This window comes from Amycolatopsis regifaucium (assembly GCF_001613935.1).
Classification (GTDB): Bacteria; Actinomycetota; Actinomycetes; order Mycobacteriales; family Pseudonocardiaceae; genus Amycolatopsis; species Amycolatopsis regifaucium.
Genome location: NZ_LQCI01000052.1, coordinates 123,537 through 143,039, shown reverse-complemented (window position 1 = coordinate 143,039; position 19,503 = coordinate 123,537). Strand labels below are relative to the sequence as shown.

At 68.4% G+C, this 19,503-nt stretch carries 14 protein-coding genes and 2 pseudogenes; 9 read left to right on the top strand and 7 right to left on the bottom strand.

What is annotated here, in order from left to right; all coding sequences use genetic code 11:
• Positions 1-8 precede the first annotated feature (8 nt).
• Positions 9-4,505 (bottom strand): HAMP domain-containing protein, encoded by a 4,497-nt coding sequence (locus AVL48_RS36235; protein WP_208616230.1) that lies wholly within the window; start codon positions 4,503-4,505, stop codon positions 9-11.
• A gap of 519 nt (positions 4,506-5,024) precedes the next feature.
• Here AVL48_RS36235 and AVL48_RS36230 point away from each other — a divergent pair.
• Together AVL48_RS36230 and AVL48_RS36225 are read left to right on the top strand one after the other, a co-directional pair.
• Complete coding sequence (locus AVL48_RS36230) at positions 5,025-7,754, top strand: SpoIIE family protein phosphatase (protein ID WP_061981000.1); 2,730 nt, start codon at positions 5,025-5,027, stop codon at positions 7,752-7,754.
• A gap of 95 nt (positions 7,755-7,849) precedes the next feature.
• Entirely contained in the window at positions 7,850-9,178 is a 1,329-nt protein-coding gene (locus AVL48_RS36225; RefSeq protein ID WP_061981001.1) for an APC family permease, read from the top strand.
• Between the two features lie 72 nt (positions 9,179-9,250).
• Here the strand turns inward: AVL48_RS36225 and AVL48_RS36220 are convergent, their stop codons facing one another.
• The gene (locus AVL48_RS36220) at positions 9,251-9,685 is read right to left on the bottom strand and encodes a hypothetical protein (RefSeq protein WP_061981002.1); all 435 of its coding nucleotides are present in this window, start codon (positions 9,683-9,685) and stop codon (positions 9,251-9,253) included.
• A gap of 98 nt (positions 9,686-9,783) precedes the next feature.
• Positions 9,784-10,146, bottom strand: a complete 363-nt coding sequence (locus AVL48_RS36215) for a nuclear transport factor 2 family protein (RefSeq protein ID WP_061981003.1) — start codon at positions 10,144-10,146, stop codon at positions 9,784-9,786.
• Positions 10,147-10,282: 136 nt separating this feature from the next.
• On the opposite strand from AVL48_RS36215, the gene AVL48_RS36210 reads away from it, so the two are divergent.
• A complete protein-coding gene (locus tag AVL48_RS36210; RefSeq protein WP_061981004.1) occupies positions 10,283-12,997 on the top strand; it encodes an ATP-binding protein in 2,715 nt (904 codons plus the stop codon).
• A gap of 40 nt (positions 12,998-13,037) precedes the next feature.
• On the opposite strand, the gene AVL48_RS36205 is transcribed toward AVL48_RS36210, so the two are convergent.
• The 4 genes from AVL48_RS36205 to AVL48_RS40440 all read right to left on the bottom strand — a co-directional run bounded on the left by AVL48_RS36205 (position 13,038) and on the right by AVL48_RS40440 (position 15,368).
• Complete coding sequence (locus AVL48_RS36205; protein WP_061981005.1) at positions 13,038-13,979, bottom strand: sensor histidine kinase; 942 nt, start codon at positions 13,977-13,979, stop codon at positions 13,038-13,040.
• On the bottom strand, positions 13,976-14,341 hold the full coding sequence (locus AVL48_RS36200; protein ID WP_061981006.1) for an STAS domain-containing protein: 366 nt from the start codon (positions 14,339-14,341) through the stop codon (positions 13,976-13,978). Before AVL48_RS36200 ends, AVL48_RS36205 begins: the two co-directional genes overlap by 4 nt.
• Positions 14,342-14,442: 101 nt before the next feature.
• A complete protein-coding gene (locus AVL48_RS36195; RefSeq protein WP_082857885.1) occupies positions 14,443-15,132 on the bottom strand; it encodes a PAS and ANTAR domain-containing protein in 690 nt (229 codons plus the stop codon).
• 38 nt (positions 15,133-15,170) lie between these two features.
• Positions 15,171-15,368 (bottom strand): hypothetical protein, encoded by a 198-nt coding sequence (locus AVL48_RS40440; RefSeq protein ID WP_244162449.1) that lies wholly within the window; start codon positions 15,366-15,368, stop codon positions 15,171-15,173.
• Positions 15,369-15,508: 140 nt separating this feature from the next.
• Between AVL48_RS40440 and AVL48_RS36190 the strand changes: the two genes are divergently transcribed.
• From AVL48_RS36190 to AVL48_RS36175, 6 genes and pseudogenes are all read left to right on the top strand, one after another.
• The gene (locus tag AVL48_RS36190) at positions 15,509-16,276 is read left to right on the top strand and encodes a CoA transferase (protein WP_061981007.1); all 768 of its coding nucleotides are present in this window, start codon (positions 15,509-15,511) and stop codon (positions 16,274-16,276) included.
• Positions 16,225-16,389, top strand: a pseudogene (locus AVL48_RS40435) (long-chain fatty acid--CoA ligase); the annotation flags it as partial. The gene AVL48_RS36190 and the pseudogene AVL48_RS40435, both read left to right, overlap by 52 nt.
• A gap of 70 nt (positions 16,390-16,459) precedes the next feature.
• On the top strand, positions 16,460-16,645 hold the full coding sequence (locus tag AVL48_RS40430; protein WP_061981008.1) for a hypothetical protein: 186 nt from the start codon (positions 16,460-16,462) through the stop codon (positions 16,643-16,645).
• Between the two features lie 493 nt (positions 16,646-17,138).
• Positions 17,139-17,942: pseudogene (locus AVL48_RS36180) on the top strand (manganese catalase); the annotation flags it as partial.
• A 60-nt stretch (positions 17,943-18,002) separates the two neighbouring features.
• Positions 18,003-18,191, top strand: a complete 189-nt coding sequence (locus tag AVL48_RS40425) for a DUF2188 domain-containing protein (RefSeq protein WP_279626633.1) — start codon at positions 18,003-18,005, stop codon at positions 18,189-18,191.
• Positions 18,192-18,655: 464 nt separating this feature from the next.
• Positions 18,656-19,018: a hypothetical protein gene (locus AVL48_RS36175; RefSeq protein ID WP_063054189.1), complete on the top strand. Its 363-nt coding sequence runs from the start codon at positions 18,656-18,658 to the stop codon at positions 19,016-19,018.
• Positions 19,019-19,503 lie beyond the last annotated feature (485 nt).

The following is a 19,503-nucleotide window of genomic DNA, read 5'->3' as shown; positions in this document are numbered from 1 at the left end:
GTTCCCGCTCAGACCGTCAGGTGTCGTTTGAGGCAGGCGATCAGCTCATCCGTGTCGACCGGTTTGGTGACGTAGTCGTTCGCGCCCGAGGCGATGCTCTTTTCGCGGTCTCCAGGCATCGCCTTCGCCGTGACGGCGACGATGGGCAGATTCGCGTGTTCGGGCATGGCCCGGATCGTCTCGGTGGCCGTGTATCCGTCCATCTCGGGCATCATGATGTCCATCAGGACCAGATCGATGCCCGGCTGCGTGGCCACCCGTTCGACACCTTTCCGGCCGTCTTCGGCGTGCAGCACGTTGAGGCCGTGCAACTCGAGGATTCCGGTGAGGGCGTAGACGTTGCGCGGATCGTCGTCGACGATCAGCACGGTGCGGCCGGTCAAAGTGCTGTCCACGTTCCGAGTGCGCACGGGCGCCGACTCGTTGCCGGGCTGGACCAGCGGCAGGACGGCTCCCGGCTTCTCGGCCGACAAGTGCAACGCGAGCCGCTCACGCAGTTCGTCCAGGCCGGAAAGCACCTCGAGCGACAAGGTCTCGGCCCGCGCCTGCAGCAACTGTTCCTGCTCCTGGTCCAGCCGCCTGGTGTTGTGGACCAGGATCGGGACGGTTCTCAGGGCATGGTCGCCTTGCACGGCTTCGAGGAAGGTGAACGCGGTCCCGTCCGGTAGGTCGAGGTCGAGCACGACGCAGTGATAGGCGTCGGTGGCGAGCGCCGTGGCCGCCTGTCGTGTCCCGGCCGCACTCACCACCTCGACGTCGGCGGTCACGACACCGAAGTCCCTGCTGTCGGCCAGATCGCCGGCCGCGCTCTCGGCGACAAGGGTCAGCAAGCCACGTTGACGTCCTTCGATGACCAGCAATCGCCGGTGGGCCGAGGCGGACGGCTGTGCTGCGGGCTCGGTGTCCGGCTTGGGCGCCGGTTCCGTACCGATCGCGGGCCGCGCCGTGAAATCCGGTCGCGCGATCGGAAGGTAGAAGGTGAAGGTACTGCCCTCGCCGAGAGTGCTCTCCGCGGCGAGGTGCCCACCGAGCAGCTTCGCGATCTCCCGGCTGATCGACAACCCCAGACCGGTGCCGCCGTATTTGCGGCTGGTGGTGCCGTCGGCCTGCTGGAACGCGCCGAAGATCGATTCGAGCTGGTGTTCGGCGATCCCGATACCCGTGTCGACGACCCGGAAGGCGACCGCCGGGCCGTTCGCGTGCATGGCGGGAGGTAGCTCTTCCCTGCCCGCCGGCGCGATGTGCAGCTCGATTCCGCCGGTATTGGTGAACTTCACGGCATTGGAGAGAAGGTTCCGCAGAACCTGCCGCAGACGCGCGTCGTCGGTCAGCAGCTGCGCGGGGGAGTCTTGGCCGACGACGATCCGGAAGTCCAGATGCCGCTGGGAGGTCATCGGGCGGAAAGTCGCTTCGACGTAGTCCAGCAGCTGCCGCAGCGGCACCTGCTCCGGGGTGACATCCATCTTCCCGGCCTCGACCTTGGACAGGTCGAGGATGTCGTTGATCAGCTGCAGGAGATCCGAACCGGCCGAATGGATGATGCTCGCGTACTCCACCTGCTTGGCGGTGAGGTTCCGGGTCGGGTTCTGGGCGAGCAGCTGCGCGAGGATCAACAGGCTGTTGAGCGGGGTTCGTAGTTCGTGGCTCATGTTGGCCAGGAACTCCGACTTGTACTTCGACGCCAGTGTCAGCTGATGGGCGCGGGTCTCGAGTTCTTGCCGGGCCTGCTCGATTTCGAGGTTTTTCGTCTCGATGTCGTGGTTCTGGGTCGCCAGGAGGGCGGCCTTCTCCTCCAGCTCGGCGTTGGAACGCTGCAGTTCTTCCTGCTGTGACTGCAGTTCCTGCGAACGTGTCTGGAGTTCGGCGGTCAGCCGCTGCGATTCGCCGAGAAGTTCGTCGGTGCGCGCGTTGGCGACGATGCTGTTGACGTTGACGCCGATCTGTTCCATCAGCAGTTCGAGGAAGGCGCGGTGCACCGCGGTGAAGCCGTGGACCGAAGCGAGCTCGATGACGCCGAGGACCTGATCCTCCACCACGATCGGGAGCACGATCAGGTTGGCCGGGCTCGTCTTTCCCAGACCGGACGAGATCGCCACGTAGTCCGGCGGGACGTCGTCGACGACGATCGGGCGTCGGCTGCGCGCCGCCTGGCCGACCAGTGACTGGCCGATCCTGAAGCGCACCACCGGGCCGTCCTCGCCCTCCGGATGCCCGTAGGCGCCGACGAGGCGCAGTTCCGGCATCTCCGTGGTGTCGTCGGCGAGGTAGAACGCGCCGTACTGCGCGGCGACCAGCGGCACCAGCTCGTCCATCACCGCGGCCGCGACGACCGCGAGGTCACGACGCCCCTGCATCAGCCCGGTGATGGTGGCCAGGTTCGACTTCAGCCAGTCCTGTTCCTGGTTCGCCCGGGTCGTCTCGCGCAGCGACTCCACCATCGAGTTGATGTTGTCCTTGAGTTCGGCGACTTCGCCGGAGGCGTCCACGGTGATCGAGCGGGTGAGGTCGCCTTCCGCGACCGCGCTGGTGACCTTGGCGATCGCCCGCACCTGGCGGGTGAGGTTCCCGGCCAGTTCGTTGACGTTTTCGGTGAGGCGTTTCCACGTGCCCGAGACGCCTTCGACCTCCGCCTGGCCACCGAGCCGCCCTTCGCTGCCGACCTCGCGGGCGACGCGGGTGACCTCGGCGGCGAAGGCGGAGAGCTGGTCGACCATCGTGTTGATGGTGGTCTTGAGTTCCAGGATCTCGCCGCGCGCGTCGACGTCGATCTTGCGGGTGAGGTCGCCTTGGGCGACGGCGGTGGTGACCTGGGCGATGTTGCGGACCTGGCCGGTGAGGTTGTTCGCCATCGAGTTGACGTTGTCGGTGAGGTCCTTCCAGGTGCCGGCGACGTTCGGGACCCGGGCCTGCCCGCCGAGGATGCCCTCGGTGCCGACTTCGCGGGCGACGCGGGTGACCTCGTCCGCGAACGCGGAGAGCGTGTCGACCATCGTGTTGATGACGTCGGCCAGCGCGGCGACCTCGCCCTTGGCCTCGACGGTGATCTTGCGGGACAGATCGCCTCGCGCTACCGCCGTGGCGACCTGGGCGATGGAGCGCACCTGGCCGGTCAGGTTGGACGCCATCACGTTGACGTTGTCGGTGAGGTCCTTCCAGGTGCCGGAAACACCCCGTACCGTCGCTTGCCCGCCGAGATTGCCTTCGGTGCCGACTTCGCGGGCGACGCGGGTGACTTCGTCGGCGAAGGCGGAGAGCTGGTCGACCATCGTGTTGATGGTGTCCTTGAGTTCCAGGATCTCGCCGCGCGCGTCGACCCGGATCTTCTGGGAGAGGTCCCCGCGAGCCACCGCGGTGGTGACCTGGGCGATCGAGCGGACCTGGGCGGTGAGGTTGTCCGCCATGAAGTTCACGGAGTCGGTGAGGTCGCGCCAGGTGCCGGAGACGCCCTTGACGTCGGCTTGGCCGCCGAGGCGGCCTTCGGTGCCGACCTCACGGGCGACACGGGTGACCTCGTCGGCGAAGGCGGACAGCTGCCCCACCATGGTGTTCAGCGTGTCCTTCAGCTCCAGGACCTCGCCGCGGGCCGTCACGTTGATCTTCTGCGACAGGTCGCCCTTGGCGACCGCGGTCGCGACCTGGGCGATGTTGCGGACCTGGTCGGTGAGGTTGCCCGCCATGAAGTTCACGGAGTCGGTGAGGTCGCGCCAGGTGCCGGAGACGCCCTTGACGTCGGCTTGGCCACCGAGGCGGCCTTCGGTGCCGACCTCACGGGCGACGCGGGTGACCTCGTCGGCGAAGGAGGACAACTGGTCGACCATCGTGTTGATGGTGTTCTTCAGTTCGAGGATCTCGCCGCGCGCGTCCACCGTGATCTTCTGCGACAGATCACCCTTGGCGACCGCGGTCGTCACCTGCGCGACATTCCGGACCTGGTCGGTCAGGTTGCCCGCCATGAAGTTCACCGAGTCGGTGAGGTCACGCCAGACACCGCCGACGCCCGGAACCTCCGCCTGGCCGCCCAGCCTGCCCTCGCTGCCGACCTCACGGGCGACGCGGGTGACCTCGTCGGCGAACGAGGACAGCTGGTCCACCATCGTGTTCACGGTGTCCTTCAGCTCCAGGATCTCACCGCGGGCGTCGACGTCGATCTTCTGCGACAGGTCGCCTCGGGCCACCGCGGTCGCCACCTGGGCGATGTCACGCACCTGGGTGGTGAGGTTGCCCGCCATCGCGTTCACCGAGTCGGTGAGGTCCTTCCAGGTGCCTGACACACCCGGTACCTTCGCCTGGCCGCCGAGCTGCCCCTCGCTGCCGACTTCACGGGCGACCCGGGTGACCTCCGAGGTGAACAGGGACAGCTGGTCCGCCATCCCGTTGAACACCGTCGCGATGTCGCCCAGCAGACCGCCGTCGCCGTCCGGCAGCCGAATGCCGAAGTCCCCGTCCCGCACCGCCGTCAAACCGGCGAGAAGCTGCCGCAGCTCCTCTTCCCCAGCACGACTCATCGTCGAAACCGCCGACCCACTCATCCGCCACCACTCTTCATTTCACAAGGTCGAGGAAAGAACCGACTGACCGGCCGAGGGAGTGTTCGGGCGAGAAGGAACGGCCCGCACGGTTCACGAGCATAGCGAAGCTGTACTACTGTGCATCGTGACGGTTGAGCAACCAGCCGCGACCCGCCCGGCGTGCGTGCTCCCGTGGTCAACGGTTTTCTGGTCGCTCCGAGATGAACCGTATTTCGCGCGAAACGCCATACCGGACTTGTCCATGCCGCTTCGCGCCCTGGGCAATTTCGGTGTGCGGTTTTCCCACTGGAGCAGAAGGTCATCCGCGACAGGTTCAGCACGACGGCGACAGGTCGCCGATTTCGCCCGGCGCGGTGAGGGCGGCGCTGTTGCCCTGTAAATGAGCATGCCGAGAGCTCGAGCAGGCCGCGACCGTTTAGATTCTTTCACGTATACGGCTTTCGAGACAGGCCACTTTCCGGCCGGGTCCCGGTGTCCCCGCTGGAGGTTGTGCTCATGGAAACGCAAGACCCGCCGCCGGGTTCCGGCGACGGTGGCCAGGACCTCCTTGACGTCGTGGGTGGTTCTCCGGTCGTCGTATGGCAGGCGGATGTCCAGAGCGGTGCTTATTCTTTCGTGTCCGAAGGATGCCGGCGCCTGCTCGGGCATCCTGCCGCCGCCTGGCTGGCCGATCCGGCCTTCGCGATTTCCTTGGTGCACCCAGAGGATCGCGGGCGCTACCGCCGCGTGCGCGCCCAAGGCTGGGCCCGTCCCGACTACGACCTCACCTACCGCGCGATCGCCGCGGACGGGCGGATCGTCTGGCTTCAGGAGCTGGGGAGGGTACTGCCTGGGGGCGTCGTCAGCGGTGTCCTGCTCGACGTGTCCGGGAGGCGGCTGGAGACCGAGCGGCACCAGTTCCTCGCCGAATTCGAGCGAGGGCTTCAGGAGCTGGAGGACGCCGAGCAGGTCATGGCGTACGCGGCCCGGAGCCTCGGCGATCACCTGGACGCCGATCGCTGTGCCTACGCCGAGGCCGAAGACGACGAGGACCACTTCCTGATGAGTGGCGACCATGCCACCGGTCTTCCGCCGTTGCCCGGCCGGTTCGCGATGTCGGAGTTCGGAAAGGGTTGCCTGCGCGCGATGCGCGCCGGTCTGCCGTGGATCGTCGCCGACAGTGCCGAGGACGACCGCCTCGAAGAATCGGACCTGAATGCCTACCAGGTGACCGGTATCCGGGCCGTCATCTGCGTGCCGCTGCTGCGCGGCGGCCGGTTCGTCGCCGCGATGGCCGTCCACCAGGCGACCGTCCGGCACTGGACGGAGGCCGAAATCGGCCTGGTGGAAATGATCGTGAACCGTTGCTGGGAATCCATCCAGCGCACGCACGCGGGCCGGGCATTGCGAGACAGCGAACAGCGCTACCGGCTACTCGTGGAACGGGCGACCGACGCGATCTGGATGCTGGACCGCGACCTCGGATTCGACGAGATCAATCCGGCGGCCTGCGAACTGCTCGGCTACTCCCGTGACGAGCTCATCGGCACCCCGATCACCGACCTGCTCGAGAACGACGGAAGCGACCGGTGGCGAGAATTCGTCGCGGATCTGGGGAAGGTCTGGGAGACCAGCGATGTGCACCACTTCCGTCGGGCCGACGGAACCGGCATCGCCCTCGAACTGAGCGTCCAGGCCACTCCGTCCGGGGTGCAGGCGATCGGTCGCGACGTCACCGAACGACGTCGCCGCGAAGCCGAACGCGACCTGATGCTGCAACGCGAACGCGATATCGCGGAGACCCTTCAGCAGAGTCTGCTGCCCCGTGAACTCCCCGCGCTGTCCCGGATCGCCGCCGCGGCACGCTATCTGCCCGTCGCCGCCCACGCGCAAACTGGCGGAGACTGGTACGAGTTGATCTCACTGGGTGGCTCCGTCGTGGCGCTCTCGGTCGGCGATGTCGTCGGCAAGGGACCACAGGCCGCGGCGATCATGGGGCAGTTGCGCAGCGCGCTGGCCGTCAGCCTGCTCGACGGACATGGGCCCGCCGCGGCGCTGCAACGCCTCGACGCGTTCGCTGCCCGCATCGAGGGAGCTTCGGGCACCACCTGCGCCTGCTTGACCCTCGACTGGGAAACCGGCGAATTGCGGTGGGCCCTCGCCGGGCACCCGCCGCCCGTGGTCGTCGACGGCTCGACGGCGACGCTGCTTCCCGGCGGAAGCAGCGTGCTGGGCGGGCCGCGACGCTCGCGCTACCGCGAGGAGACCGCGACCCTGGATCCCGGAGCTTCGGTACTGCTGTACACCGACGGTTTGATCGAACGGCGCGACGAGCACATCGACGAGGGGTTGCGACGGCTGTGTGAAACCCTGACGGAAAACCGGTCCTTGTCCCCGGAACCGCTGGTCGCGACGATCATCGACAACCTGCTCGACTCCGGGCAGCAAGACGACGTCGCTTTGCTCGGGCTCCGGCTGACACCACCGCCGCTGCGACGCAGCCGAACGGCGGAACCCGGTATCCTTCGGGAGCTGCGCGCGGAGGTCGTTCAGTGGTCGCAACTCGCCGGTATCTCCGCCGAGCTGTACCAAGACCTGAACCTCGCCCTCGTCGAAGCCGTCGCGAACTCCATCGAGCACGCCTATTCGCAGACCGCCGGCGAGGTCGCCTACTCGGTGGCCAGGACAGCGACGGGCAAGGTCGAGGTGGTCGTGACCGATCACGGCACCTGGCGGCCGGAACCGGCCGACAACGGACATCGCGGTCGCGGCATCCAGCTCATCAAGGCGCTGGCCGAAGAAGCCGCCATCGAACAGAACGAGCACGGCACCACAGTCAGGTTCCGGATCCCGACCTCGGCCGCGAGGACGGTGCCCCCCGTCCTGGCCGCCGGACCAGCCATGGATGTTCCGGTGGACGACACGCCCGGCGAACCCGTCCTGCGGTTGACAGGTGACCTCGACCTGGCGACCACCGCCGACGCGAGGCAGGCGCTGCTCCACCGCATCGAAACCGCCGACGCGCCGGAACTGACGATCGACCTGACCGGAGTGCGTTACCTCAGCAGCTGTGGCATCGCGCTCTTGCTCGACGCCGCAGGGCTGGCGTCCGGACTGGACACGACGTTGACGGTGTTGACAACGGCGGGTTCCATGCCACTGCGGATTCTGGAGCTCGCCGGGCTGACCGGGCCCGGCAGCGACCCTCTCACCGTCGAGACCGTGCCGGCTCCTTCGACGAACTGACTGAGGGCCGCATGGCGTGGCACGAGGCGGTCGTGCGCCGGGTCCTGTGTTCCTTCTGATCGGCGGGGCCGGGTCTTCTCCAGGAGACTGAGCCGATGACCGAACCGTTGGCTCGCGCGGTGACGACACCCTTGCTTTATCTGTTCATCTTGGGTGACGTGCTGGGCGCGGGAATCTATGTGCTCATCGGGCAGATCGCCGGCGTGTCCGGGAGCGCGGTGTGGGTACCGTTGGTGGTCGCGCTGGTGCTGGCCATGCTCACGGCGGCGTCGTACGCGGAGCTGGCGACGAAGTATCCCCGGGCCGGCGGCGCCGCGCATTACGCTCACCGGGCGTTCGGGCCGTTCACCGGTTTCGTGATCGGCTTCTGCATGCTGGCCGCCGGGGTGGTCTCGGTGGCCGCGCTCGCGCGCGGCTTCGGAGGCGATTATCTGGGGGAGTTCGTCGATCTGCCGCCCGTGCCGGTGATCGCCGTGTTCCTGCTCGTGCTGGCCGCGCTCAACGTCCGCGGCATCAAGGATTCCTTGCGTGCCAACATGGTCGCCACGCTGATCGAGACCGGTGGTCTGGTCCTGGTGATCGGGCTGGGCCTCTGGGTCATCGGACGAGGGGATGCCGAACCGGCCCGGCTGGTCGAGCTGGGTACCGCGGAGCGCGGGCCGGTCGCCGGGGTGCTGGCCGGCGCCGTGCTGGCGTACTACTCGTTCGTCGGCTTCGAGACGTCGGTGAATGTCGCGGAGGAGACCAAAGACCCTCGCCGCTCCTATCCGCGGGCGTTGTTCGGCGCGATGGCCACCGCGGGCCTGTTGTACCTGCTGGTGGGTGTGGTCGCCGGCGCGGTCGTCCCGGCGTCCCGGTTGGCCGAGTCGAGCGGGCCGCTGCTGGAGGTGGTGCGCGTGGCCGGTGGCGTACCGCCGTGGGTCTTCGGCGTGATCGCCCTGGTGGCCGTGGCCAACGGCGCGCTGCTCACCAGCATCATGTCCTCCCGGCTGGCCTACGGCATGGCTCGGGATCGGCTCCTGCCGTCGGTGCTGACGAAGACACTGCGCCGCCGGCGCACCCCGTGGGTCGCGATCGTCGCGACCAGCGGTCTCTCCTTGGGATTGGCGCTTACCGGGGAGATCGCCGTTCTCGCCTCCACGCTCGTCCTGTTGCTGCTCATCGTGTTCGCGGCGGTGAACACCGCGGTGCTGGTACTGCGAAAGGACACGCAAGCGGTGCCGCACTTCCGCGTGCCTTCGGTGCTTCCCGTGCTCGGGCTGGGATCGTGTGTCCTGCTGGCAACACAGATCGAGGCCGCCGTATGGCTGCGTGGCGGCGTGCTGGTCGCGATCGCCTTGCTGTTGGCGGTGGTGCACGCCGTGGTGACCCGCCGGCGTGCCCCGCATCCCGACGCGTCCCACGCCGACCGAGCAGCCGGCTGAGCGATCAAGGGCATGAGGAACGCCGAGGACGGGAGGTTCCCGGTCCTCGGCGTGGTGACGTGGTGCCACAGGTCAGTGGTGGGTGCGCAGTTTGCGCAGTCCCCACATTTGCAGGGCGGCGAATCCGGCGACGGTACCGGCTTGCAGCACCGTCCAGGTCGTGCCGATCACATTCGTGCCGAGGACACCGAACGCGGCGACTCCGACACTGACCAGTGCCCACAGCAGATTCGCGCCGATCACCAGCTTCGTCATCGACCCCGACGGCTTCCGTTGCGCGGCCAGCGCACCGACCGCGAGTCCGTAGGCCGCCAGGAAGGCGCCGATGCCGAGCAGCAGACCCGCGCTGGTGCCGAGAAGTCCGGCGACGGGTCCGGAGGCGACCAGGTAGATCAAGCCGTTGCCGCCGGTCACGAGCGCGTCGAGCACGAGCACCCGGCGCAGGATCGTCGTGGCGGACGTGGTCGTGGGGGTGGAGGCCGGAACGGTTGCGGTGGGGGCGGTCATCTCATTCTCCTCTGTCCGATGGCGAGTAGTTGTCGAGCTGGTTGCGGTGAGCCTTGCTTTGCGAGGGGCTGACGAAGCGCTGCCCGGCATGGCCAGGCTCAAGGAGTGCGGATCTCGTCGAGGAAGCCGTAGACGCTGCGGATACGCCCGTCTTCGAAGACCGCGACGTCGAAGCCGACCACCATGGCCTCTGCGCCCTCCGCGCCGAGCTCCCAGGTGAACCGGGCCTGTTCGTGATGGATGTCGACACCCTCGCCCAGGGTGAACACGAAGCCGGGGAACTGGGCTTGGACCGCGCCGATCGTGGCGTCGAGCTGGTCGCGACCGTGTGCTTCCGCCATCGGGTCGATGTAGCTGCAGTCCGCGGTCCACACCGCGTCGATCTTGGCGCGGCGTGCGGCCGGGTCGGTCTCGTTCCAGATCGCGAGGTAGTCGTCGACGAGTTCGTTGAGGTCGCTCACCTGAGTGCTCCTTGCCGTGTTCCTGCTTGCTTGTTCTTGCTGATGAGAACGTTATGCGCGGTCAACGGCCGAGGAATCGGTCACGAATAAGTACTTCTGGCACGAGCGGCGGGCAGGCATAAGTAGGGTTCGCGACATGCTGCACGGCCGGGACACCGAACACCGCGTCCTCGACGAACTGCTGTCGGCCGTGATGGCCGGGCACAGTGGGGCGTTAGTGGTACTGGGTGAGCCCGGAATCGGCAAGACCACGCTGCTGGACTACGCGGCGAAGACAGCGACGTCCGAAGGCGCGCGAGTGCTCCGCGGCAGCGGTGTGGAGTTCGAGGCCGAACTGCCGTTCGCCGGCCTGCAACTGCTGCTGCGGCCGGCGCTGCGACACCTCGACGCGCTGCCGGAGGCGCAGGCGGCGGCGCTGCGCAGCGCCTTGGGCCTGGCCCCGGCAGGCGGCGGTGACCAGTTCCTGATCGGGTTGGCGGTGCTGTCCCTGCTCGCCCGGCTCGCTGAGGACAAACCCTTGGTGTGCCTCGTCGACGACGCCCAGTGGCTGGACCGCGCCACGGTCGAGACCTTGCTGTTCGCTGCCCGCAGGCTGGCCGAGGACGGCGTGCTGCTGGTCTTCGGCGCGCGGTCGCACTTTTCCGCGCATGGCCTTCCGGAGCTCGAACTGACTGGTCTGGACGCCTCGGCCGCCACCGCGTTGCTCGCCGAGCACGCTGACGATCTGACGCCGCAACTGCGCTACCGACTGCTGGCCGAAGCCGGGGGAAACCCGCTGGCGCTGATCGAGCTCCCCGCCGCCCTCGGCGACGCGGATTCCGCCTTGGACACGCACCTGCCGCTGACGGAAAAACTACGCGCGACCTTCAGTGCCCAGCTGGACCGCCTTCCCGACGCCACACGGTGGCTGCTGCTGATCGCAGCCGCAGAGGACACCGGTGACCTCGCGATAGTGCTGTCCGCCGCCGCAGGGTTCGGTGCCACGGTCGCCGACCTGCGGCCGGCCGAACTCGCCGGGCTGGTCGTCGTCGCCGACGGCACCGTCGGCTTCCGGCACCCGCTGGTGCGGACGGCGACCTATCAGGGCGCCCCGCTGGCCGACCGGCTCGCACTGCACCAGGCGCTCGCCGGCGCGCTCAGCGGCCCCGAACACGCTGACCGGCACGCCTGGCATCTGGCCACGGCGAGTACCGGACCGGATGAAGCGGTGGCGGAAGAGCTGGAGCGGACCGCGACCCGCGCGGGCAGTCGTCACGGCCACACCGCCGCCGCGACGGCCTACGAGCGGGCCGCGCAGCTCAGCCCCGCCGTTGCCGAGCGCGCGCGCCGGCTCGTGCTCGCCGCCGAAGCCGCCGCCGAGGCCGGAGAAGTGTCCAGGGCTCGTTCGCTGGCCGTCGCGGTGACCGAGCCGCCGGAGGATCCTGAGCTGCGAGCCCGCCTGGTCCAGGTCGACGCCCTCGCCCGGTTCGCCGAGGGGCGGGCGGGCGAAGCGCACCGGCTGCTGCTCGACGCGGCGAACCTGGCCGGGCTCGGGCAGGAGCAGTCGCTGGACCTGCTGCTGGCGGGTTCCTACTTCGGCTGGTTCGCCGGACGGCGCGAACTGGTCGAAAGCCTCGACCGGCTGACGGCTCTGCGGCTCGAACCGGATGGTGCCAGGGGCGCGATGGCCCGGTTACTCGTCGCGGCGATTTCGGTTCTCCTCGACCGCGACGTCGCGCCTGCCGACCTGGCCGCGCTCGGCGAGCAAGCCGGCCTGCACGCGGACGCACCGCACCAGCTGCTGCTGGTCTGCGGTCTCGAGCTGGCGACCGGCCAGGACGCCGCCGTGCTCTCGCTCGCCCGCCGGGCCGTGACCGAGGCCAGGGCGGACGGCCGGATCGCGCGGCTGCCGAACCTCTTGTTCCTGCTCGCCGAGGCGCAACTCGCGGTAAGCCTCCACCGCGACGCTCTCGCCTCGGCCACTGAGGGAAACCAGATCGCGGAGGACACGGGGCAGCACCAATGGCGCGGGATGCACGCCGGGGTGCTGGCCTACCTCATGGCCATCGAGGGCGACGACACCCGATGCCGTGATCTCGCCGACAGCGTGCTCGCCGCGCCCGACGGCCCCGGCACCCACCGAGCCATCTGGGCCCTTGGTGTGCTCGACCTCGGCAGAGGCCGCGCCGCAGCCGCGTTGGCCCGGCTCGCGACGCTCGCCGAGTCACCGAGCGGCTACGGTGTCGCGGTGACCCGCAGCGTGCCCGACCTGGTCGAGGCGGCGGTGCGGCTCGGCGAGCCGGCCAGGGCAGGCGAGGCCTTCGATCGGTTCACCACGCGCGCCAGGAGCATGCGCCAGGCATGGGCCGACGCCTTGGTCGCACGCTGCCGGGCCCTGCTCGGCCCCGAGCAGGAAGCCGAACACCACTTCACGGCCGCGCTTTCCCTGCACGGCAAGGATCGACGGCCGTTCGAGCAGGCGCGAACCGAGTTGCTCTACGGGGAATGGCTGCGCCGCGCCCGCCGCAAGGCGGAGGCGAGCACCCACCTGCGTTCCGCGAAGGAGACGTTCGAACGATTACAAGCCAGGCCGTGGCTCGAACGGGTGGAAGGCGAACTCGGTGCCACCGGAGTGACAGGCAGCGGCGGCGGGCACGCCACACTGCGCGGCCCGCTAGCCCAGCTCACTCCGCAGGAACTGCAGATCGTCCGACTGGCGGCCACCGGACTGTCCAATCGCGACATCGCCGCGCAGCTGTTCCTCAGCCCGAGAACGGTCGGACACCACCTGTACAAGGCCTACCCCAAACTCGGCGTCCAATCCCGCGCCGAACTCGCCGGCCTCACCCTGCGCGACCCTGCCGCCACTTAGCGCGCTGCCGGCTCGCGCATGCGGTAACTCCGTGCGGGGGCTACGTGGTGAAGCAGACCCGGATGGTGGTGCCATGCGGGCCGGTGTGGACGCGGACGAGGTCGGACAGCTGGTTGACCAGCAGCAGACCGCGGCCGCGTAGTTCCCCGGCGGGGACGGGGCGCCGCCCGGCCAGCGGGTCGGTGAGGTGGCCAGTGTCGCGGACTTCGCAGACCAGGTAGCCCGGCTCGGTCCACAGCCGGAGCCGTCCCTGCCCGCCGCCGTGGTCGATGCTGTTGCCGAGCAGTTCGGCGACCACGAGTTCGACGTCTTCCTTGCGGTCCGGGGAGAGTCCGGCCCGATCCGCTTGTTCGCGGATCACGCCGCGGGCATGGGCCAGGGAGGCCGAGTCGCGGGTGACGGTGTCGATGGTGATGGAGGTGGCCGGTTCGGGGAGGGGGGTGTTGTAGCCGCCGATGATGCGTTGGGGGTCGTAGCCGGCGCTGGGACGTTCGCCGTCGGTGTCGACCAGCAGGGGGTGGGTGGCTTCGGCGTCGGCCAGGACGTGCGCGTCGAGCCGGGTGGTGTCGTACGGACAGAGAATGGTGACGTCGCGGCCGGTGAACGCGAGGTTGATCAATGCCTCGTGCTGGGCGCAGGCCGGGTACTCCAGTTCCGAACGCCCTGCCCAGATCGGCTCGCCGATGATGCGGACCCGCTGATCGGGGTGGGCGTCGGCGAAGGCACGAAGGACGCCGGGGATGATCCGGCCGGGGTTGCGGCCTTCTTCGGTCATGTCGAGCAGCCGGACCTGCTCGGCGTCCTGGCCCAGCGCGGTGCGCAGCAGTTCGAGGTTGGGGCCGGGAACCGACACCGCGACCGGTTCGCCTGCCAGCAGGCCTTGGCGGATGAAGGGGACGGTGCCCGCCAGGTAGTCATCCGGACCTGCGTAGAACAGAGCGGGGTGAACGAACGGGTCCGCGGTCGTGACAGCTGGAGTCATGTCGGCCGTCCGTCGTCGGTGATGAGCTGAGCTGCCTCTTCCGGCCAGAAGAGGCGCAGGACCTTACGTACGGTGCCCGGCGGATGCCGGATCGTCAGCGACCGCGGTGGCTGGACGCGGCGGGCCGCGTCGATGAGGGCACTCATCCCGCGGACGTCGGTGAACGACAGGCGGGACAGATCCACTGTCCCACCGCCATTGTTGACCAGCAGGTTCAAGCTCGTCTCCCATGATGCGCGGGTCGCCGGGTCGATCGTCCCGAGCACCATTATCCCGCTCGAGGTGGGCAGGTCGAGGATCCGCAACTCAGCCTCGACCGGCTGACCATGGCCCTGGCCGCCGGCGCTGGCAGCGTATTCCACGTCGTTGCCTCCCGGCGCGAACTCGGCCCTTACCGTCCAATGGAGCTTACTAGGCGCCTGTCGCGGAGCCCTCGCGCATCCGGACCGGGGCCGTGGACGCGCTAGGTGTCCGGCTGGTCGGGGTGGTCGTGGATGGTGAGGAGGGTGTGGTCGAAGCGGGTGCGTTGTTGGGTGGGGCTGCCGCCGAGGGCGGGGAGGGCGGTGGTGAGTTTTTCGGCGAGGGTCCGGAGTTTGGTGTTGGTCTCCTGGGATCGCCATTGCAGGATGCGGAAGGCTTGTTCGGCGTTGATGCCGTAGACGAGCATGAGTGCGCCTTTGGCTTGTTCGATGGCGGCGCGGGCGTTGAGGAGGTCGGGGAGTGTTTCGTCGAGGATTTGCCGGCGGTGGTCGTCGTCGGTGAGATTGAGGTCGATGTAGTAGCCGGTGGTGCCGATGGTGGTGCCGGTGTCGTCGTGGAGCCGGTCGCCGACGACGAGGACGTGGTGTTCGACGCCGGCCGTGTCGATGATGCGGTGGCGGCTGCAGAAGGCGGTGCCGTCGTGGACGGCCGCGGCGAGTGTTTCGGCGACGGTGTCGCGGTCTTCGGGGTGTTTGTGTGACAGGAGCAGTTCGGTGGTGGGCTGGATGGTGCCTGGTTCGTAGCCGTGCAGGCGGGCGAGATCGTCGGACCACTCCCAGGATTGGTCGGCGAAGTAGAACCGGAAACCGCCGATGGCGTGGGGGTGCCCGGCGATGATCCGGTTCAGCGCTGACTGCGGAGCATCTCTGTCGGAGGCGGCGGTGTCGGTCACCGGCTTATTCTGCCAAGGTCACTGACCGTCACGATTGTTCACCGCACCGGACCGCGGCCTGCCCCGAGCACAGCAGGTCCGCCGCGGAAGCGCTGCCACAGTGAATCGAGACGACGGCCGCCGGCGTTCGCGCACAGGTTCGCGACCGCGACCTGTCCGCTGCCGCCGCGGTTGCCGGGGCTGCTCGCCGCGCTCCCGATCGCCGCGATAGAACGGGCAGCCGACAGCGCGGGCATGACCCTGATGCGGGTCTCGGACCGGGCGCTCCACCCGATGCCCGCCTTCGTCGTGAGCGGGAACGAGCGCGGGCACCTGCGGAGCTGCTGCCGCTGTCGGGCTTGGCGGTCCTCGAATCGTGCCGCCGGGTGCAGGGCCCATGGCGGGGCATCTGTTACGGCTTCTCGGCGCGACGGTGCTGCGGATCGAGCCGCCGGGCGGCGACCCGCTGCGGTGGGTACCGCCGATCGCCGGGGACACTTCGGCCAGGTTTCGCGCGCTCAACGAGGGCAAGGAAGTCGTCGAAGCCGACCTGACCACGCCAGGCGGCAGGCGGCAACTTCTCGAACTCGCCGCCGGGGCCGACGTGTTCCTGCACAACTGGGCGCCGGCAAAGGCGGGACAATGGTCGTTGTGCCCGAACGATCTGGCGCGCGTCCGGCCCGGGATCGTGTACGTGTCCGCGTCGGGCTGGGGCACCGAGTTCGGACCGAAACCACCGGTGGGCACGGACTACGTCGTACAGGCCTACGCGGGCGTATCGCCGTCGTTGATGACGATCGTCGACGTGTTCGGCGGGATCGTGTCCGCACACGGGATCATGACGGCACTGGCGCGCGCCGCCACGCGGGCCGACTCGTCGCTCCTGTCCGCGGCCTCCCGGCTCAACGCGGGTGCCGGGCGGCGATGTGACCGGCCGTTGACCGTGCCGGTCTGCGAAGACCTCGCCGCGCTCGCCGTGGGAGTTCACCGTATGACCTGGGTTTCCGCCACCGGAGTGGTCCTGCCCGACCTCGTGCCGGTCGAGCTGCGCCGTGAGCGGGTCCGAATGGACACTGTCCGGACAGGGATCTGTACTCGTTGTTCCGTGACCGGGTGCGCGAGCATCCGCTGCGCACAGCGGTCATCGACGACGAGGGATCGCTGACCTACCCGGCACTGGACACCGCGGCGCGGGAACTGGCCGGGCGGCTGGAGGCCGCCGGCTGCGGCTCCACGGACATCGTCGGGGTACGGGAGCCCACCGGACGTGCCGCGGTGATCGCGGAACTGGCCGTGCCCGCGGTCGGTGCCGTGGTCCTGCCCGTGCCTCCGGGATCGGACCGCCTGCGTGACTGTCCGGAATGGACGCTCACCGGCGCTGGCGGAGCTCACGGCCTTCCTTACCGGCAACGGCGTCGCGACTCCCAAACTGCCGGAGTTCCTGCTTGTCCTCGCCGAACTTCCGCTCGGGCGCACCGGCGAAATCTGCCACCGCACGCTGACCCGGCTCGCCGCCGCGTGTCTCGGGCGATGAACCCTGAGGCGCGCTGGAGATCGTCGGGTCGCCCGGTCGCGACGTCCTGCTGACAAAGTCACGGTGGGAGAACACATCGATCGCGAGGACCGGCGCGGGCACCGTCCTCGTCGGTCATGGCCCGGCCTGGACCGAGGGTGCGGGAAGGTGGCCGAACTCGCGCGTCGGCGTGGTCTGTCGTGATGTCGCCCGTTTGCCCGCCGTGTGAGGGGGTAAGGGTGGAGATGACGCGGAGCACGGCGAGAGCGGCTCGGCAGGGGCCCTGGTCGCCGGGCAAGGGGTGGCCCATTCACGTGAGTTGCCGAAACCCCAGGGGTGGTCGACGTCGACAGGCCGGCCCGGTGATCTTGCACGTCGAGGTCGAAGAGAAGCACCGGCGCCGTCCGTGCCTTCACCTGCGAGCGTGAACATGATTATTTTCGGCGCCAGAGGGCATCCGGCGGGCAGAGCACCGGCGAGAAGCCAGGTGCGCGCCGAAGAAAGGTCCGGGCCGATGTTCCGTCACACTAAGCTCCTGCAGTTCGAAGCGAAACCTGAAAAGCCGGATCCTGTCTACGCGCGGAAATTGCAGGAGCTGATCGGTGGCGCATTCGGTGAGATGTCGGTGACGATGCAGTACTTGTTCCAGGGCTGGAACTGCCGGATGGAGGGCAAGTACAAGGATCTGATCATGGACACGGCGACCGAGGAGATCGGGCATGTGGAGATGCTCGCCACCATGGTCGCCCGGCTGTTGGAAGGCGCTCCCGCCACGGTCACCGCGGAGGCGGTGAAGGACCCGGTGATGGCCGCGACGATCGGTGGGATGGATGTGCAGCAGGCGATCGTCGGCGGTGGCGGGGCACTGCCCGCGGACTCCAACGGCGTGCCGTGGAACGGCCGTTATGTCGTGGCGTCCGGGAACCTGCTGGCGGATTTCCGGGCCAACGTCGCCGCTGAGGCGCAGGGCCGCTTGCAGACGGCGCGGTTGTACAACATGACCGACGATCCCGGCGTGAAGGCGATGCTGCAGTTCAACCTCGCCCGCGACACGGTACATCAGAAGCAGTGGCTGGCCGCGATCGAGGAATTGAAGGCCGACGGGCTCGAAAGCGACGTCGCGCCGTCGGCGTTGTTCGACGAAGAGAACCAGGACCACAACAACACCATCTGGCATCTTTCCGACGGGCCGGATGGCGCGAAAGGCGGCTGGAGCAGCGGCTCTGAAGGTCTCGAGTACCTGATGGATCCTGAGGCGCTCGGCGGTCCGGGCGTCGCCCCGCCACCGGATCCTGCCCTATATGGCACTTCGGCGCCCACCGGCCCGGGTGATGACGCCCACCGCGATGAGCTTGTCGGTGAAGGTGCCGTCGAGACCTTGTTCGAAAACGGGCGGTGGAAGAACCGGCTCGTGGGCAGTTCCCGTGCCGCGAACGCCCACGATGTCAAGACCGACGCCGTCGCACAAGGGCGGGAAATGGCGCAGAAGCGCAAGGTGGAGCACGTCATCCGGAACCGGGACGGCCAGATCGGGCAGCGCCGGGACTATCACCGCGATTCACGCTGAATCCCGGCTGGACGGCGCCCCACGCCTACGACTTGTTCAAGAGCGAGAAAGGCGAGTGCGTCCGCGCGGTCTTGACTCCTGCTCGATAACGGCCGCCTCGAGAAGTCTCTGCACTTCTCGGGGCGGCCTTCGTCGGTCAGGCTACTTGGCGCGTTTGTCCTGGACCGTTCGGTTGCTGGCAGGTGGTGGCCAGCCAGCCAACGAGGAAGGCCCCGAAGGGGGCGGCGCACATGGCCGGCATGCGGGAGGTGGCGGCGACCCGGCCCATCAGGTGAGCCGGGACGACCGCCCGCCGGAGTGAGGGCCCGAGTTCCCCTTCGCAAGACCGACCCACTCGGCGATCAAAGCCCGAGTGCTTTGCGGCGTTCCATGCCCACGCCGATGACGAGCGGACCGACGCAACCGGAACGGCCGGTCCCCTCGTCCCTTCTCGTATGAGAAGACGGTGGCTCTGGGGGATTCCGGTGAGACTGGTGCTGTTCGGTCTGGTGCTCGTGTTCATGAACGCTTCGTGCGGCCCGCCGGCGTTGGACGACGCGTTCACGGTCCGCCTCGGCACCTGGGCGATGCTCCCGGACGAAGACCTGCGCCTCGAGTATCTGGCGGTGCTGGACGAGCGGTGCCCGAAAGGGGGGAGCTGCGCTTCGGCGGGGCGCGCGATCGTGACGATGTCCTATGCCCTGCCATCGGCGGGCCCGGCGGTGTCGTTCACGATGGACGTGGTCAAGGCCGAGTGGGCCACCTTCGGCGGCTACCGGGTCGACTACGCGGATCTCTCGCCCAGCTCGGACTTCCTCACGTTGCGCCTCAGCCGAAGTACAAGATGAAGCTTCCCGGAACTCGTCCGGTCTTCTCGCCGTCGTACGGCTGAGGCGGGTCACGTTGACCGCCCCGATCAGGTTCGATCTCGACGATCGTGACGATCGCGGGAAGCTGGAGTGGGTTGCCGGATGTCACGACCCGCTAGCACAACCCGCACGCCGCGCTCGAGAAGCGGTAATCGATGCTTCCCTTGCTCGCAAATCGGAGAGCCGGTGGACTCGACGGCGCGGACTTCGTCGAGTGCGACGGTGAACACCGTGCTGGGCCGGCGCCGTGGTCGCGAACCTCGCAAGCCGGCGGGACCGCTCCAGGCAGAGGCAGCGTCGCAGGCTTCGCCGTTGGGCTGACCTGCGGAAACGCTCGATCCAGCTCGGTTCACGGGACAATCGGCGCCGGCCACCACCTCGATCTTCGCTTTGGAGTGATCAAGGGCGGCGCAGCTACGGGTGATGCGGGAAATAACGTCAACTTAGCGTGATCGCGCGCGCGT

Bases quoted from the DNA above. Each gene is read 5' to 3' on its own strand.
- AVL48_RS36230 (WP_061981000.1), top strand. From the start codon at position 5,025: ATGGAAACGCAAGACCCGCCGCCGGGTTCCGGCGACGGTGGCCAGGAC.
- AVL48_RS36235 (WP_208616230.1), bottom strand. From the start codon at position 4,505: ATGAGTCGTGCTGGGGAAGAGGAGCTGCGGCAGCTTCTCGCCGGTTTG.
- AVL48_RS36220 (WP_061981002.1), bottom strand. From the start codon at position 9,685: ATGACCGCCCCCACCGCAACCGTTCCGGCCTCCACCCCCACGACCACG.
- AVL48_RS36225 (WP_061981001.1), top strand. From the start codon at position 7,850: ATGACCGAACCGTTGGCTCGCGCGGTGACGACACCCTTGCTTTATCTG.
- AVL48_RS36210 (WP_061981004.1), top strand. From the start codon at position 10,283: ATGCTGCACGGCCGGGACACCGAACACCGCGTCCTCGACGAACTGCTG.
- AVL48_RS36190 (WP_061981007.1), top strand. From the start codon at position 15,509: ATGGCGGGGCATCTGTTACGGCTTCTCGGCGCGACGGTGCTGCGGATC.
- AVL48_RS36205 (WP_061981005.1), bottom strand. From the start codon at position 13,979: ATGACTCCAGCTGTCACGACCGCGGACCCGTTCGTTCACCCCGCTCTG.
- AVL48_RS40440 (WP_244162449.1), bottom strand. From the start codon at position 15,368: ATGCCCGCGCTGTCGGCTGCCCGTTCTATCGCGGCGATCGGGAGCGCG.